Annotated in this window: 13 protein-coding genes; 1 reads left to right on the forward strand and 12 read right to left on the reverse strand. The window is 74.3% G+C overall.

All coding sequences use genetic code 11. The annotated features are described in order from the left end of the window. Positions 1-84: 84 nt before the first annotated feature. The 3 genes from ACFPCY_RS29270 to ACFPCY_RS29280 all read right to left on the reverse strand — a co-directional run bounded on the left by ACFPCY_RS29270 (position 85) and on the right by ACFPCY_RS29280 (position 3,418). On the reverse strand, positions 85-723 hold the full coding sequence (locus ACFPCY_RS29270) for a LysE family translocator (RefSeq protein ID WP_378260330.1): 639 nt from the start codon (positions 721-723) through the stop codon (positions 85-87). Between the two features lie 151 nt (positions 724-874). Next, the gene (locus ACFPCY_RS29275) at positions 875-2,068 is read right to left on the reverse strand and encodes a polysaccharide deacetylase family protein (RefSeq protein ID WP_378260332.1); all 1,194 of its coding nucleotides are present in this window, start codon (positions 2,066-2,068) and stop codon (positions 875-877) included. 123 nt (positions 2,069-2,191) lie between these two features. After that, positions 2,192-3,418, reverse strand: a complete 1,227-nt coding sequence (locus ACFPCY_RS29280) for an MFS transporter (RefSeq protein WP_378260334.1) — start codon at positions 3,416-3,418, stop codon at positions 2,192-2,194. A 134-nt stretch (positions 3,419-3,552) separates the two neighbouring features. Between ACFPCY_RS29280 and ACFPCY_RS29285 the strand changes: the two genes are divergently transcribed. Continuing rightward, complete coding sequence (locus ACFPCY_RS29285; protein WP_378260336.1) at positions 3,553-3,993, forward strand: MarR family winged helix-turn-helix transcriptional regulator; 441 nt, start codon at positions 3,553-3,555, stop codon at positions 3,991-3,993. Positions 3,994-4,357: 364 nt separating this feature from the next. Here the strand turns inward: ACFPCY_RS29285 and ACFPCY_RS29290 are convergent, their stop codons facing one another. The 9 genes from ACFPCY_RS29290 to ACFPCY_RS29330 form a co-directional block, all read right to left on the reverse strand. After that, positions 4,358-6,073, reverse strand: coding sequence for an ABC transporter ATP-binding protein (locus tag ACFPCY_RS29290; protein WP_378260338.1), 1,716 nt, complete (start codon positions 6,071-6,073; stop codon positions 4,358-4,360). Continuing rightward, complete coding sequence (locus tag ACFPCY_RS29295; RefSeq protein WP_378260340.1) at positions 6,070-7,125, reverse strand: ABC transporter permease; 1,056 nt, start codon at positions 7,123-7,125, stop codon at positions 6,070-6,072. The genes ACFPCY_RS29290 and ACFPCY_RS29295 overlap by 4 nt, the downstream gene beginning before the upstream one ends. Beyond that, the gene (locus ACFPCY_RS29300) at positions 7,115-8,113 is read right to left on the reverse strand and encodes an ABC transporter permease (RefSeq protein WP_378260342.1); all 999 of its coding nucleotides are present in this window, start codon (positions 8,111-8,113) and stop codon (positions 7,115-7,117) included. Before ACFPCY_RS29300 ends, ACFPCY_RS29295 begins: the two co-directional genes overlap by 11 nt. A 17-nt stretch (positions 8,114-8,130) precedes the next feature. Next, positions 8,131-9,699, reverse strand: a complete 1,569-nt coding sequence (locus ACFPCY_RS29305) for an ABC transporter substrate-binding protein (protein ID WP_378260344.1) — start codon at positions 9,697-9,699, stop codon at positions 8,131-8,133. A 218-nt stretch (positions 9,700-9,917) separates the two neighbouring features. Further along, complete coding sequence (locus ACFPCY_RS29310) at positions 9,918-11,399, reverse strand: AMP-binding protein (protein WP_378260346.1); 1,482 nt, start codon at positions 11,397-11,399, stop codon at positions 9,918-9,920. A 633-nt stretch (positions 11,400-12,032) separates the two neighbouring features. Further along, positions 12,033-12,704, reverse strand: a complete 672-nt coding sequence (locus tag ACFPCY_RS29315; RefSeq protein ID WP_378260348.1) for a DUF1444 domain-containing protein — start codon at positions 12,702-12,704, stop codon at positions 12,033-12,035. Between the two features lie 51 nt (positions 12,705-12,755). After that, positions 12,756-14,516 (reverse strand): cobyric acid synthase, encoded by a 1,761-nt coding sequence (locus ACFPCY_RS29320; protein ID WP_378260350.1) that lies wholly within the window; start codon positions 14,514-14,516, stop codon positions 12,756-12,758. Continuing rightward, positions 14,513-15,457 carry a cobalamin biosynthesis protein gene (locus ACFPCY_RS29325; RefSeq protein ID WP_378260352.1) on the reverse strand — a complete coding sequence of 315 codons (945 nt, stop codon included), beginning with the start codon at positions 15,455-15,457 and terminating at the stop codon, positions 14,513-14,515. Before ACFPCY_RS29325 ends, ACFPCY_RS29320 begins: the two co-directional genes overlap by 4 nt. After that, entirely contained in the window at positions 15,441-16,232 is a 792-nt protein-coding gene (locus ACFPCY_RS29330) for a phosphotransferase (RefSeq protein WP_378260354.1), read from the reverse strand. Before ACFPCY_RS29330 ends, ACFPCY_RS29325 begins: the two co-directional genes overlap by 17 nt. Positions 16,233-16,326: the final 94 nt, after the last annotated feature.

Raw genomic sequence — 16,326 nt, forward strand, 5'->3', positions numbered from 1 at the left:
GCCTTCACCCATGAGTCGGAGCCGTCCGGACGTTCTGCACATCCCGCCCGGATTTGTTCGAGTCGGTCCTTCGCCGGTCCTTCGTCAGTCCTTCCGGCCGGTCGCGGCGACGGTGACGCCGAGGCCGATCATCATCAGGCCGCCGGTGCCGCCGACCATCGCCAGGCGGCGCGGCGACCGCGCGAACCACGTCCGCGCGGACGCGGCGAGCATGCCCCACATGCCGTCGAAGAACAGCGCGATCACGCAGAAGACCAGGCCGAACAGCGCCATCTGCAGCGGGATGCGCCCCGCGTCCCGGTCCACGAACTGGGGCAGGACGGCGGCGAAGAACACGCTGGTCTTCGGGTTGGTCAGGCCGACGAGCAGGCCCTGCCAGAAGGCGCGGCGACCGCCGCCGGACGCGTCCGCCTCGCCGAGCGCCTCGGTCAGCTTCCGCCGGTGCCGCAGCGCCTGGACGCCCAGGTAGACGAGGTAGGCCGCGCCGACCAGCTTGACCGCGGTGAACAGCAGCGCGGACTCGGCGACCAGCGAGCCGACGCCGAGCGCGACCGCGGCGGCGAGCAGCAGCGCGCCGGCCTCGTTGCCGAGCACGCTGGTCAGGGCCGTCCGGCGGCCGTGGGCGAGCGCGCGCCCGACGACGAACAGCACGGACGGTCCGGGGACGATGATGATGACGGCGGCCATCGCGCAGAAGGCCAGCAAGCGTTCGGGTGACACCATGACGGGAGGTTACGACTCGCCCGAATCACCTGGCCACCATGTTTCGCCCGCTGAGACTCCCAGCGGGCGAACGCGATCAGCGCCCCAGCGGGCGAACGCGATCAGCGCCCCAGTGGACGAACGTGGTCAGCACCCCAGCGGGCGAACGTGGTCAGGGTGTCGGTCCGGCGAGCGTGGTGCTGCCCGCGCCGGGCCAGCCTCCGGACGGCTGCTCGCCGACGTCGAGCCTGCGGAGCTGGGCGAGGACGCCCGGGTCCTGGGCGTCCAGCCAGTCCACGAGCTCGCGGAACGACACGCAGCGGACCTCGGGCCGGCCGCAGACCGTCCGCATGACCTCCTCGATGGCGCTCATGTAGACGCCGCCGTTCCATTCCTCCAGGTGGTTCCCGATGACGAACGGGGCGCGGTTGCCGTTGTAGGCGCGGTCGAACCCGCGCAGCAGGCCGTCGCGGACCTGCCGCCCCCAGTGCGCGCGCAGCGCCGGGTCACCCTGCTCGCGGCGGGACTGGTTGGCGAGGAAGTTGTAGTCCATCGACAGGACCTCGAAGCCCCGGCCGGGGAACGGGACGGCCTGGAGCGGCAGCTCCCACATGCCGTCGGCCTTGTGCGGCCAGACCTGCGTGCCGGTGTCGCTGGAGTCGTAGCGGAAGCCCATGGTCCGGGCGGCCCTCCGCATCGCGGAACCACCCTCCAGGCACGGCGTCCGGCCGCCGACCAGCTCCTTGCCGTAGTCGAACGGCAGCGGCGGCTCGTCCGTCCAGCCGGTGGTGGTCTGCCATTTCTGCACGAACCACTTCGCCTGCTCGATCTCCGAGCGCCACTGCGCCGGCGTCCACGAACCGCCCCCGCCGGGGCCGCAGAAGTGCCCGTTGAAGTGCGTGCCGATCTCGTCGCCGTCCTGGTAGGCGGCGCGGACCTGGCGCAGCGTGCGCCGGACGCTCTCGTCGCTCAGCCACGGGATCGCGGCCGTGCCGCGCGGGTGGCCCGGTGGACGGTAGAGGCTCGCCTTCGACCTCGGCAGCAGGTAGAGGCCGGTGAGGAAGAACGTCTGGGTGGCCCCGACCTCGCGGCCGACCTGCCTGAAGTGGGAGAACAGCAGGTTGTCGTCCTCGCCCGCGCCGTCCCAGGAGAACACGACGAACTGCGGGGGCCGCTCCCCCGGACGCAGCCGCCGCGCCCGGCCGCCGGGCGATCCGGAGAGCGCGGACGCCTCGTCCCGGGCGTCGGGGCCGGCCGCCGCCAGCTGCCTGGACGAGCGGCCCGCGAGCGATCCGGCCCACCACCAGCCGAGCCCGCTGACCAGCACCGCCGCCGTGGCGGCGGCCAACCCCTTCTTCGTCACCACGCTTCCCAACCTGACGGGAGCGGCCCCGCCGCCGGTGATCCCCGGCCGACGCGGACCGCTTCCGTGCCACGAATTGACCTGGCCTTTTCCAGATTTCGTCGCCTTCGTCCGGCCGCTCGACGATCAGGCCGGCTGGTGCCGCGGCGCCTCGGCGGGGACCGGCTCGGACACCGTGTCCGGCGCCGGAGTCCGGGTCCCGGCCCGCGTCCGGGTCCGGCGCTCCAGCAGGCCGGACGCCACGACGAACCCGAAGCCGCCGACGCCGAGGAGCCCGCCGACCCAGCTCGCCGAGGTGTAGCCGAACCCGGCGTCGATCGTGAGGCCGGCGAGGAACGGCCCGATCGTGTTGCCGAGGTTGAACGCGGCGATGTTGGCGGCGGACGCCAGCGTCGGCGCGTCCTTCGCGACGTCCAGCACGCGGAGCTGGAGCGGCGCGACGGTGGAGAACCCGGCCGCGCCGAGCACCGTGATCCCGATGATCAGCGTCGCCTTCGTGTGCGCGGCGGGGACGAACAGGAAGGTCAGCGCGGCGGTCGCGCCGATCGTCGCGTACAGGGCCGGGACGAGGGCGCGGTCGGCGAGCCGTCCGCCCACCAGGTTGCCCGCGAAGACGCCGACCCCGAACAGGATCATGACGATCGGCACCGCGCCCGCGCCGAACCCGGCGACGTCCGTCATGGTGGACGAGATGTAGGTGTAGACGGTGAACACCGGCGCCCAGCCGAGCACGGCCATGCCGAGCGCGAGCCAGACCTGCGGGTTGCGGAAGGCGGCCAGCTCGCGGCGCAGTCCCGCCTCCGGGCGCGGCGTCCTCGGGACGAGCGCCGCGACCCCGGCGAGGCCGACCACGCCGATCGCCGCGATCGCCCAGAAGGTGACGCGCCAGCCGAACTGCTGGCCGAGCCACGCCCCGGCCGGGACGCCGAGCACGTTGGCGATGGTGAGGCCGCTGAACATGAGCGCGATCGCCCCGGCCCGCTTCTCCGGCTTGACCAGGTCGGCGGCGACGACCGCGCCGACGCCGAAGTAGGCGCCGTGCGAGAAGGCGGCGAGGATCCGTCCGACCATCAGCACGCCGTAGGACGGGGCGAGCGCGGAGAGCAGGTTCCCGGCGATGAACAGGCCCATCAGGACGAGCAGCATCCCCTTGCGCGGGAGCCGCGCGCCGAGCGCGGTGAGCAGCGGCGCGCCGACGACGACGCCGAACGCGTAACCGGAGACCAGCAGGGCGGCCGTGGGGATCGAGGTGTGGAAGTCGCGGGCGAGGTCCGGCAGCAGACCGTTGGGGGCGAACTCGGTGGTGCCGATGCCGAAGGCGCTGATGGCCAGGGCCAGCAGGGCGAGAGGCATGGGGTTCCTTCCGGTTAGGATGGATGGCGTACGCGGGTAACAAGCGGAAGCATTAGTTGCACGCGCTGGTTATTTGCACACGCCGACTATATGCGTATGCAAGTAGCGCGGGTCAACCGCGGAAAGGGTGAGCCATGTCACGCGACGACGAGGCGAGGGCCGGGGGCTGGCGGACGCTGGCCGCGCTGCACGCCCGCATCGAGGACGAGATCGAGCGCGCCCTCCAGCGCGAGCACGGCCTCGCCGTGAACGAGTTCTGCGCCCTGCACCACCTGTCCAAGCCGGACTCGCCGAGCGTCCGCATGCAGCAGCTCGCCGACGTCCTCGTGCTCAGCCAGAGCGCCACGACCCGCCTGGTCGCCCGCCTGGAGGAGCGCGGGCTGGTCCAGCGCGTCCTGTCCCCCGAGGACCGGCGCGGCATCTGCGCCCAGGCCACCGACGAGGGACGCGCGCTCATGCACCGCGCGACCCCGACCCACAACGCGGCCCTCGACGCGGCCCTCGACGACGCGTCCGGCCTCCCCGAACTCAAGCCCCTCGTGGAAGCCATCGCCCAAATCGGCGCCAAAGTCTGACCCCCGCCCCGCCCCGCCCCGGCGCGCGGCACACCCCAGCGCCCGCCGCGCCCGCCGCGAGAGAGCGCCCGCCGCGCGGTCGCGCAGAAGCGCCCGGCCACGCGCAAGCGCCGGAGCGCGGAGCGCGGAAGCGCCGGAGCGCGGAGCGCGGAAGCGCCGGAGCGCGGAGCGCGGAAGCGCCGGAGCGCGGAGCGCGGAAGCGCCGGAGCGCCCGGCGGGCGGCAGCGACCGGCACGCGCGGCAGCGCGGCAGCGCGGCAGCGCGGCAGCGCGGCAGCGCGGCAGCGCGGCAGCGCGGCAGCGCGGCAGCGCGGCAGCGCCCGGCGCGGCGGGCGCGGCGGGCGCGGCGGGCGCGGTGGGCGGGGTCAGTCGTTGGCGGGCTGGTGTAGGAGCGGGGTGGACGTCAGGAGAGCGACCGTCTCCGGTGCCGCGCCGGTGTCGAGGACGGTCGCGGGGAGGTCGTCCACGATGCGGCCTTCGGACAGGACGACGACGCGGTCGGCGATGCGGCGCGCGACGCGCAGGTCGTGCGTGACGAACACGATCGCGAGGCCCTCGTCCCGGCGCAGGCCGTCGAGCAGCGCGAGCACGCGCTCCTGAGTGATCACGTCGAGGCCCGTGGTCGGCTCGTCCGCGAGCAGGACGCGAGGTCGCGACGCCAGCGCCCGCGCGAGCGCGACGCGCTGCCGCTCCCCGCCCGACAGCGTCGCGGGACGCCGCCCGGCCACGTCCGGGTCGAGCCCGACGCGCACCAGCGACGCCGCCACGTCCGCGCGTTCCCGCCTGCCCGCGCCCGCGGCTTCGGAGAGGAGCTGCTCGACGGTGTACCGGGGGTCGAAGGAGGCGAGTGCGTCCTGGAAGACCAGGCCGGTGCGGCGGCGCAGGGCGCGGCGGTCGCGGTCGGGGAGGGACCACACGTCTCGGCCGTCCGCAAGCACCCGGCCGCCTTGTGGACGGTCGAGCGCGGCGAGCGCTCCGACGAGCGTCGACTTGCCCGATCCGCTGCGTCCGACGACCGCGATGGACTCGCCTTCGCGGACGTCCAGGTCCACACCGTCGAGCGCGACGGTCGTCCGGCGGCCATGCCCGCCCAGCACGCGGCGCAGGCCGCGCACGGACAGCGCCACGTTCGCGCCCCGCGCGGGCGCGACACTCGCGGGCCCGGCACTCCCAGGCGCGGCACTCGCGGGCCCGGCACTCCCGAGCGCGACACTCGCGGGCCCGGCACTCGCGGGACCGGCACTCGCGGGACCGGCACTCGCGGGACCGGCACTCGTGGGCCGGGTCAGATGGGCGGCGTTCACCAGGTCACGGGTGAAAGGGTCCTTCGGGGCCGTGAGGACGGTCGCCGGTGTGCCGTGTTCGACCAGGCGCCCGTCGTGGACGACGGCGATCTCGTCGGCCCAGCGGGCGGCCACGGCGAGGTCGTGGGTGATCAGCAGGACGGCGCGGTCCTCGTCCCGGGCCTGGGCGCGGACGGCGTCCAGCACCTCGGCCTGGGTCACGGGGTCGAGCGCCGTGGTGACCTCGTCGGCGATCAGCACATCCGGGCCGAGGACGGTCGCGAGCGCCAGCGCGGCGCGCTGCGCCTGCCCGCCGGACAGCTCGAAGGGACGCGCGTCCCACACCGCGTCCGGGTCGAGGCCGCAGCGGCGCAGCGCGTCCCGCCCGTCGCCGGGCGCGCGGTGCGCGCGCAGGGTCTCGGTGAGATGGCGGCCGATCGTGATCGTCGGGTTCAGGCTGGCCACGGCGTCCTGGAACGCGTACCCGACGCGGCGGCCCCGGACGGACCGCATCTCGCGCTCGGACAGCGTCAGCAGGTCGGTCTCGCCGAGCAGAACCGAGCCGCCGACGCGCACTCCCGCACCGTTCAGCCCGACGACCGACCGCGCCGTCAGCGACTTCCCGCTCCCGGACGGTCCCGCCAGAGCGACCACCGTCCCGCGCGGAACCGTCAGATCCAGGCCGTCCACGACCCGCCGGGAGGGGACGGCTTCTCCGCGCCGTCCGAAACGAGAGCGGCGGGTGCGTTGACCGTTCACGGGGACGTCCACAGTCAGGGCGCGCAACGACAGGGTCACCAGGCGCTCCCCTCGCCGCGGGTGAACGCGGACGCGAGCACGTTCACCGCGAGGATCGTCGCGACGACGCAGGCGGCCGGGAACGCGACGGTGTACCACTCGCCGGTCAGCAGGTGCTGCTGCGCCTCGGTCAGCAGGTTGCCCCAGCTCGGACGGTTCGGCGGGACGCCGAGGCCGAGGAAGCTCAGCGTCGACTCGGTCAGGATCGCGTGCCCGACCTCGAACGCCGCGATCGACACGATCGGCGGCAGCGCCCCCGGCAGCAGGTGGCGGCGCAGCACCTGCGTCCGCGACAGGCCCAGCGCGTACGCGGACCGGACGTACAGCCGCTCGCGCTGGCTGATCAGTTCGGCGCGGGCGGTGAGCGCGACGGGCATCCAGCTCGTCACCGCGATCGCGACGACGACCGTGCCGAGGGACGGTCCGAGCAGCGCCGACAGCGCCAGCGCGACGATCAGCATCGGCACCGAGAGCAGGACGTCGGCGACCCGCGCGACCAGGCCGGACAGCCGGCGCGGGCCGGCGGCGGCGAGCGCGCCGAGCAGCACGCCGGCCGCGACCGTGACGGTTCCGGCGAGAAGCCCGGCGAGCAGGGACGTCCGGGCGCCGTAGAGCAGCCGCGCCCACAGGTCGCGGCCGAGCAGGTCCGTGCCGAGCGGGTGGCCGGGGGAACCGGGCGGGAGCGCCGTGGCGCCGGTGTCCGTCGCGATCGGATCGTGCGAGGTCAGCAGCGGCGCGACGATCGCCGCGACCGCCATCGCCGCCAGCAGCAGCGCCGCCGCCCACACTCCGGGCCGTCCGGCGGGGACGCGGAAGGCCAGCAACCCGCCGCGCACCCCGGCGCGCCGTGACCGTCCCCCCACCGGAGGCCGCTGGACCTGTGCCTGGCCCTGCCACTGTCCCTGAGTCTGGTCTTGGGCCTGGACCTGCGCCTGGCCCTGTTCCTGGTCCTGGTCCTGGGCTTGGGCCTGCGCCTGCGCCTGGGTCTCGGCCTGGACATGGGGCTGCGCCTGGGGCCGGGACGTGCCGCCGGGGCGCGGGTCAGTGGGCATGGGCGCGCTCCAGGTTGACGCGGGGGTCCAGCCAGCCGACGGCGAGGTCGCCGAGCAGGTTGGCCAGGACCACGATCACGCCGGTGACCAGCACGATCGCGGTGAGGACGGGGTAGTCCCCGCCCTGCGCGGCGAGGATCGCCCGCCGCCCGACGCCGGGCCAGGAGAAGATCAGCTCGGTGGCGTAGGCGCCCGCGACCAGGCCGCCGACGCCCACGCCGAGCCGAGCCGCGAACGGCACGAGGCCCGGCCGCAGCAGGTGCCGGGCGACGACGACGCGTCCGGGCAGGCCGCGCGAGCGCGCGTTGTCCACGTGCGGGGCGGTGCGGAGGCGTCCGACGCCGGTCTCGACGAGCCGCGCGTACGCGCCGAAGTGGTGTCCGAACGCCAGGGCGAGCGCGGGCAGGACGAGGTGCGGCAGCAGCACGTCCGGCGTGACCCCCTGGCCGGGCTCGGACAGCCCGCCGGACGGCAGCAGGCCGAGCCACGCCGAGAAGATCCAGAGCAGCAGCAGCGCGACGACGAAACCGGGCATCCCGCCGATGACGAACAGCGCGGTCTCGATGGACCGGCGCAGCCAGGCACGGCGGGTGAGCGCGGCGGCGAGCCCGACCGCGATCGCGCCGAGCACGCTGATCAGGACGGCGGCGCCGGTCAGCAGCAGCGTCCACGGCGCGGTGTCCGCGAGCACCTCCGACACCGGACGGCCCGTCTTGTAGGACGTGCCGAAATCCCCGCGCGCCGCGTCCGCGACCCAGCGTCCGTACCGGACGGGCAGCGGGTCGTCCAGGCCCATCGAGCGGCGCAGGTCGGCGACGGCGGCGGCGCTCGGCGGACGCCCGCCCGACCGCGCCTCCAGGACGTCCGCCGCCGGGTCGCCGGGCGCGGCGTCCAGCAGCGCGAAGCACAGCGCCGACAGGGCGACGACGACCGCGACGGCCGTCACCGCCCTGCGCAGCACGATCCGCCCCGGGCGCGACCTGCGCATCAGCCCGAAATCTCTTTTCAACCCCAGGACCACTTCTCGGCGTTCCAGAAGAAGCCGTAGCCGTGGTGGCCCAGCGTGCGCTGCCGCGGTCCCTTCAGCGTCGTCGGGACGGCGTTGTCGGTCTTGAGGTAGGAGATCCACACGAACGGCGGGTCCTCGGCGAGCGCCTTCTGCAGGTCGGCGTACGCCCGCTTCCGGACGGCCGGATCGTCGGTGTCGCGGCCTTCGGCGAGCGCCTTGTCCACCGCCGGGTTGCTGTAGGAGCCGTAGTTCGAGCCGCCCTTGGCGAGCACCTCGGACGACGAGAGCGGTCCGAAGACCGACGAGTCGGGGTCGTACGGGGTGCCCCAGCCGACGACGAACGCGTCGAGGTCGCCCCAGTGCTTGCGCACCCAGTCGCGCGGGCGCGGGTTCGGCCGGACGTCGAAGCCCGCCTGCCTGAGCTGGGTCGCCGACACGTTGAGGATCGCGACGCGCGAGGAGTCCTCGGCGAACGTGCTCAGCTCGAACCGGACGGTCCTGCCGTCCTTCGCCCACAGGCCCTGCGCGTTCTTCGCGTATCCGGCGGACCTCATCAGCGCGTCCGACCTGGCGACGTCGTAGGAGAACGGCGCGGGTTCGGTCCTGTAGGGCGACTCGTCCAGCGGTCCGGTCGCGGGGCTGCCCTGTCCCTTCAGGACGCCGGCGACGATCGCGTCCCGGTTCACGGCGAAGTTCATCGCCTGCCGCAGCCGCCTGTCCGCGAAGACGGGCTTGCGGAAGTTCAGCATCAGCGCGCGGTAGTCGGCGGTCGGGTAGGTCTCGGTCCGGACCCGCTTGATCTTCGCGACCTGCGCCACCTGCTGCGGCTGGACGTGCGCGGCGTCCACCTCGCCCGTCTTCAGCTGGATGAGCCGCGCGCTGTCGTCCGGGACGTACTTGATGACGATCTTCGGCAGCTTCGGCTTGCCCTCGTAGTAGCCCTCGAACGGCGCGAGCTCGGCGTACTGGCCGGGCTTGTACGTCGTCAGCCGGTACGGCCCGGCGCCGATGGGACGCTGACCGAAATCGGCGTCGGTGAGCTTCTTGCCCTGGAGGACGTGCTGAGGCAGCAGGCCGACCGACATCGCGTCCAGCATCGGCGCGAACGGGCGGCTGAGCTTCAGCGTCGCGGTCGTCGCGTCCGGCGTCTCGACGGACGTGACGGACGCGAAGTTCCGCGACAGCGGCACCTCGGCGCCCGCCTTCTTCATCTCCTCGATGGTGAACTTCACGTCCGCCGAGGTCAGCGGCTTGCCGTCCTGCCAGGTCAGGCCGCTGCGGAGCTTGAAGGTGTAGGCCCGGCGATCGGGCGCCACCTGCCAGGACGCGGCCAGCCCCGGCACCACCCTGTTGTCCGCGTCGTGCCGGGTCAGGCCGCGGAAGACCATCTCGGTGACGGGGTCGATGTGCTCGTCCTGGAGGACGGGGTTGAGCGTGTCCGGCTCGTCCCCGATCGCGTAGGTGAACGTTCCCCCGGACCGGGCCTTGGCGTCGCCGCTGGCGCCCCCGCAACCGGCGACCGCCAGGACCGTCGCCACCCCGATGAACAGCGCGGACTTTCGCATACGACTCCTTGTTGCAACCTATTCGCAACAAGGACCCTAGCAAGCCGCCCGCCGGGACGCCGAGTCGGCGACCGCTTACCCGCCCCGGTGCTCCGCCGCGGTGCTCCGGTGCTCCGGTGCTCCACCCTGGTGCTCCGCCCCGTCCTCCGCCCCGGTGCTCCGCCCGGTCCTCCACCCGCGCCCCTGGCCGCTCACCCGGTCGGCCTCCCCGCCGCGGCTCAGCCGGGATGCAGGGCCGAGCGGCGGATCTTGCCGGTGGACGTGCGGGGCAGCTCGGTGAGGAAGTTCACCGTCGCGGGCACCTTGTGCTCGGGAAGGCGCGTCCGGGCGAGGTCCATCAGCTCGGCGAGCAGGACGGTCTCGTCCGCGCCGGTGATCGCGACCGCGTACGCGTGCAGCACGCCGGGCTCCACGTCGTCCGGCACCACCGCCAGCTCGACCAGGCCGGGATGCTGGCCGAGGATCCGCTCCACCTCCAGCGGCGACACCCGCCGCCCCGACACCGTCACCTGGTCGAGGACGCGGCCGTGATGGTGGACGAACCCCTCGTCGTCCACGTGCACCAGGTCGCCCGTGCGCAGCCAGCCGTCCGGCGACAGCACCTCGGCCGTCTGCTCGGGCTTGCCGAGGTACTCCAGCATCACCGACGGCCCGCGCACGTACAGCACGCCGGGCTCGCCGGGACGGGTCGTCCGGCCGTGCCCCGCCTCGTTCCGGACGGAGATCTCGTACGGGTCGAGCGGCACGCCGAGCGCGCCGCGCCGCCGCCGCGTCACCGTGTTCGACACGAACGTGTGCCCGACCTCGGTGCTGCCCAGGCCGTCCAGCACCGGGCAGCCGAGCACCTGCTCGATCCGGTCGGCGAGGGACGGCAGCAGCGGCTCCCCCGCCGACGCGGCCGCGCGCAGCGAGCCGAACGCGCGGCGCACCCCGGCTTCCCGCTCCGGCGCCGCGACCAGCCGCGCGTACCAGGTCGGGACGGTGAACAGCAGCGTCGGACGGTGCCGCCGCGCCTGCTCGGCCGCGCCGTCCACGCTCGGCTGCGCGGCCCACAGCACCGACGCCGCCCCGCAGTACATCGGGAACAGCACGGTCGCGCCGAGCCCGTACGGGTAGCAGGCCTTGGCCAGCGAGAACACCACGTCCGACTGGCTCATCGCGAGCGCGCCGACGCCCATCGCCATGAAGTACGCCTCGGCGTCGGTGTGCCGGTGCACCGCGCCCTTGGGCTTTCCGGTCGTGCCGGAGGTGTACTGGACGTAGGCCGGATCGGCGGCGTCCACGGCCACCGGGTCAGGCACGGACGCGGGCTCGTCGGCCAGGTCGTCCCCGGTCAGGACCAGCGCGGACGGGAACCGGTGGGCCAGCTCCGGCGCGCAGACCACGGCCTGCGGCGCGGCGTCGGCCACCACGTACGCGTGCTCCCGCTCGCCCTGCTCGGGCCCGGCCAGCACCGCGACCGCGCCGAGCCGGAGCGTTCCGAACAGGGCCGCGACGAGCGGGACGGAGTCGGGCAGCGCGAGCAGCACCCGGTCGCCGCGCCGGATCCCGGCCGCGTGCAGCACCCCCGCCGCGCGGGCCGCCGCGTCATGCACCTCGCCGTGGCTGAAAGTCGTGTCACCGGCGTAGAACAGCGGCCGGTCGCGCCACCCGTAGGTGTCCGCGCGACGCGCCAGGTTGGACGCCAGATTGCCTTCCATGTGGGAGCTCCTTCCGCCTGGGGGCGACAAGCGGAGGCTACGCCGGGTAGGCATACCGACACGGCGAGTTCATGGTATTTCGGTCTAGCTCCGGCGGCAATTAGGCCATACCTACGGAGGTCGCGACGTGACCGCCCTTGGCCGGAATGGCCCGAATCCGAACGTCCACCGACGGACGTCCCCGGCGCGCTTTTCGGCCCCTGCCCCGTCCCTGCGCACACCGGTTTCGGACTACCGCCGTCCCCACCTACCGCCGGATTTCGGTCACCAAAGAAAACCCCATAGGTCACGGCCCCCTGCCCTCCCCGGCGCCCGCCCCACCGAGCGCAGAACACCCAGCCCATGCAGCGCAGGCCGCGCAACGCCGGACATGCAGCCCATGCAGCGCAGCGCCGGACGTGCAGTGCAGGCCGCGCAGCCCAGGCCGCGCAGCGCCGTCGGCGCAGGACGCGCACACAGGCCGTGCAGCGCCGTAGGCGCAGGACCGCACAGCGCCGGATGTGCAGCGCCGGATGTGCAGCGCCGGATGTGCAGCGCTGCCGGACGCAGGAGGTGCAGTGCAGGCCGTGCAGCGCAGGGCGCGGAGCGTCGGCGGCGCAGGAGGTGCAGCGCCGGCCGCGCGAGGGGGGCGGGTCAGGCGGGGAGGGGTTCCCAGCCGGTGGGACGGCGGACGAGCAGGTCGCGGGTGAGCAGGCAGCCCGCCGGGACGTCCCAGCTCGCGGGCACTTCCGCCTCGGCGGCGCGCTCGGCCGCCCACACCTGCGCGACGGCCCAGCGCAGCTTCGCCAGCCCGTCCGGATGCCCGGTGCCGGACGCCACGAACACGTCCCGCGCGGGCGCGGCCACGACCAGGTCGCCGTCCACGTCCTGGGCGAGCTTGTCGCAGAAGCCCTCGTCGAGCAGCAGGCTGGCCTCCAGGCCGCCGCGTCCGGACGGGTCCTTCGCCTCGGCCGAGCCGAGCGTCACGGTCACCGCGCGGGCGTCCGGATACCAGCTCAGGCCCAGCTCGGGCCGCAGGTCGCGCAGGTTGATCGACGCCTGCCGGGCCAGGTCGCGCGGGTCGAGGCCGAGCTCGGCGCAGTGCCGCCGCGCCACGTGCTCGTAGCGGCGGCCCGCGCCCGCGCCCGGCAGCGTCACCGTGCCGGGTTCGGCGGGGAGCTCCAGCGCGTAGGTGACGTAGAGGTCCGCCGCGAACGGCTCGCGGATCGGCTCCTCGCCCGGCGGCAGCGGGAACTCCAGCTGCACGTCGCAGGGGACCTTCGCCCTCATGAGCGGCACGACGAGTCTGCTCCGCGGCTCGGTCACCGGCGAACCTCCTTGCACGGCGTGGTTGGCGAGGTACGTAAGTCGATCACCTTACTCCGCCCCCGCCGCCGAGGGCGGCCCGCCGGCCGGCCGCTCCCCCGACCCGCCGGACGCGTCGCCGGACGGCCCGTCCGACACGACAGACGGGCCGACGGACGGCGCGACAGACGGGGTGGCCGACGGCGCGGCCGAGGGCGCAGCGGGCGGGGCGACGGACAGCGCGGCGGGCGGGGCGACAGACGACGCGGCGGACGGGGTGGCCAACGGCGCGACCGACGGCGCAGCGGGCGAGGCAACGGACGGGGTGGCGGAGGGATGGGGCGGGGGGCCGGCGGGCGGGACGATCGGGAGGCCGGACGGCGCGCCGTGTTCCAGCAGGGCCAGGATCGCGGTCGTGTCCAGGTGCTCTTCCACCAGGTCGGCGACGACGTCGAGGGCGGTCTCGCGGAGCGCGGCGAAGGAGACGTCGGGCGCGGGCGTGAAGGCGCGGCCGGCCCGTCCGGCGACGTCCGCGAGGAACGCCCGCCTGAAGCCGTCGTTCTCCATCGCGCCGTGCCAGGTCGTCCCGTAGGTGGCGCCGACGCGGCAGCCGTCGAGGAAGGGTTCGCCGCCGTCCGGCTCGACGATCCCGTGGTGGATCTCGTAGGCCGAAACGGGATGTCCGTAAGCCATACCGGACGGCCGTCCGAGCGTCTTGTCAGGCCCGAAACGGACCCGCGTCGGCAGCAGCCCGAGCCCCTCGACCTCGCCCGCGCCGGACTCGTACTCGTCCTCGATCGTGCGCGCGAGCATCTGGTGTCCGCCGCAGATGCCCAGTACCGGCCTGCCGTCGTGCGCGCGCGCCGCGACGGCGTCCGCGAGCCCGGTCTCGCGCAGCCACGCCAGGTCGGCGACCGTGGCCCGCGAACCGGGCAGGATCACCAGGTCGGCGTCCGCCAGCTCGCCGGGCGTCGTCGCATACCGGACGACCACGCCCGGCTCGCAGGCCAGGGCGTCCACGTCCGTGAAGTTCGAGATGCGCGGCAGCCGGACGACCGCCACGCGCAGCGTCTCCCGCCCGACCGGCGGCGCGGCCTGCACGCGGGGACCGTCCAGGGCGAGCGAGTCCTCGGCGTCCAGGTTCAGGCCCGGCCGCCACGGCAGCACGCCGAGCGTCGGACGCCCCGTCAGCCCCTCCAGCTGGACGAGCCCGGGCGCGAGCAGCTCCGCCGCGCCCCGGAACTTGTTGATCACGAATCCGGCGACCAGCGCCTGGTCGGCGGGTTCCAGCAGCGCCAGCGTGCCGAACAGCGACGCGAAGACGCCGCCCCGGTCGATGTCCCCGACCACGATCACCGGCAGGTCCGCCGCGCGCGCGAGCCCCATGTTCGCCAGGTCGCCGCGCCGCAGGTTGATCTCCGTCGGGCTGCCCGCGCCCTCGCAGATCACCACGTCGTGGGCCGCCCGCAGCTCCGCCAGGCTGTCGAGGACGACCTCGCGCAGCCGGTCCTTGTGCGCGCCGTACTCCATCGCGTCCACCTCGGCGACCGGACGCCCGAGCAGCACGATCTGGCTCCGCCGGTCGCTGCCCGGCTTCAGCAGCACCGGGTTCATCAGCGCGGACGCCTCGACCCCCGCCGCGACCGCCTGCGTGTACTGCGCCCGCCCGATCTCCGCGCCGTCCGCCGTGACCATCGAGTTCAGCGACATGTTCTGCGCCTTGAACGGCGCGACCCGCACCCCGCGCCGCGCCAGCCACCGGCACAGCCCCGCCGTCAGGACGCTCTTGCCCGCGTCCGACGTCGTCCCCGCGACCAGCAACGCCCCGCTCACCACGCCCGCCTCTCCCGTGCCGTGCCCGCGACGACCGCGCAGAGCAGCGCCGACACCACGGTCACCCGCCTCGACAACCGCACCGCGCGCCGGATGTCGGCGACCTCCGGCGCCCGTCCGTCGCCCAGCTCGGGCCGCTTCTCCACCTGCCCGCCGTACGCGTTGGCCCCGCCGAGCCGCACTCCGAGCGCACCCGCGAACGCGGCCTCGCAGCGTCCGGCGTTGGGACTCGGGTGGGACGCGCCGTCCCGACGCAAGATCCGCCACGCCTCGGACCGCCGTCCGCGCGGTGCGCAAGCCACCGCGACGATCCCGGTCAGCCGAGCCGGAACCCAGTTCGCGACGTCGTCCAGCCGCGCCGAAGCCCACCCAAAACGCTCGTACCGAGCATTCCGGTATCCGACCATCGCGTCGAGCGTGTTGACGGCCCGGTACGCCAGCAGCCCCGGCACTCCCGCGACGGCCCCCCACACCAGCGGCGCGATCGAGGCATCGGACGTGTTCTCCGCAACGGACTCGACGGTCGCGCGCGCCAACTCGTCCGCCCCGAGCCCGGCCGGATCGCGCGCGCACAGATGACCGAGCCGTCCCCGCGCCGCCGCGAGATCGCCGTCCTCAAGGAAACCGCTCATGACGCGTCCCTCGCGTCCGAGAGACGTCCCGCCCAGGACGGCCCACGTCGCCAGCGCCGTCACCCCCGCGCGCACGAGAGGCCGCCCCCGGACGCCCCGCTCGACGGCCACTCCCCCAACGAGCACCCCGCCCACCAGGACGCCCGTATAAACCGCCCCCCGCACCCGAGAGTCGCCGTACAGAACCTTCTCCACCCGACCCGCCGCCCTACCGAACGCCGCGACCGGATGCCCCCGCCTGGGATCGCCCAGCAGAACATCGAGCGCCACCCCGGCGAGCAGCCCCGCAGCCCTAGACGAGATGCGCATCGAGCTCGTCCCAATGCACTTCCAGCCAGTCCTGAGCCCGCCGGATCCGCGGCCCGACACCCCCGCGCCACAGCCGAGCCCAAGCGCCCCCGCCCTCGGCCCGCGTCCTCATCGCCCGGTACGACCGCTCGAACCGCACCCGCGCCGCCGGCAGCAACTCCCGCCGCTCGTCCGCCGAAAGCCCGTACGCGTCGGCGAACAACCGCATCCGCCGCCCCGCGTCCACCCCGTGGAGCAGCACGTCCCGATCCGCCGGATCGGCGATCGGAGCCCAGTGCCGCAGCGCCGTCACCACGTCGTACATCCGCGTCGTCGGCCGCGCGAGATCGAAATCGATCAACCCCACCGGCACGCCGTCCCGGAAGACCACGTTCTCCGGCGTCACGTCGCAGTGCCCGATCAGCTCGGCCGGCCCGTCCAGGTTCGACGCGGCCGTGTCCCACGGGTCGTCCGGACGCGTCCCATACCCAAGGACGGCCTCGTGGTACCGCCGCAGCAACTTCGCGACCCCTTCGAGCGCCTCATCGCTCACCGCCCACGCCGCCAGCGGCCGCCGCGGGCACTCCCCGTCCACCCAGCTGAGGATCTCGCGCCCGCGCTCGTCCACCCCGAGCATCCGCGGCGCCCCGTCGAACCCGACCGCCTCCAGATACCGCAGCAACCCGTGCACCGCCGGGCTGTGCGCCCCCATGACCCGCCGCACGGTGTCCCCGACGCGCACCACACCCTCGGTGACGTCCCCACCCGCCAGCGGCACCTCGATCTCCAGCACCACGCCAGAACGATATGACCTGTTCGCACGTCCCCACGCCACCCCCGCCCAGAACCCCCCAAGGTGACCATCCCGCCTGGCCCACCCGTGCGAACAC

The organism is Actinomadura gamaensis, from assembly GCF_042652125.1.
Lineage (GTDB): Bacteria > Actinomycetota > Actinomycetes > Streptosporangiales > Streptosporangiaceae > Spirillospora > Spirillospora gamaensis.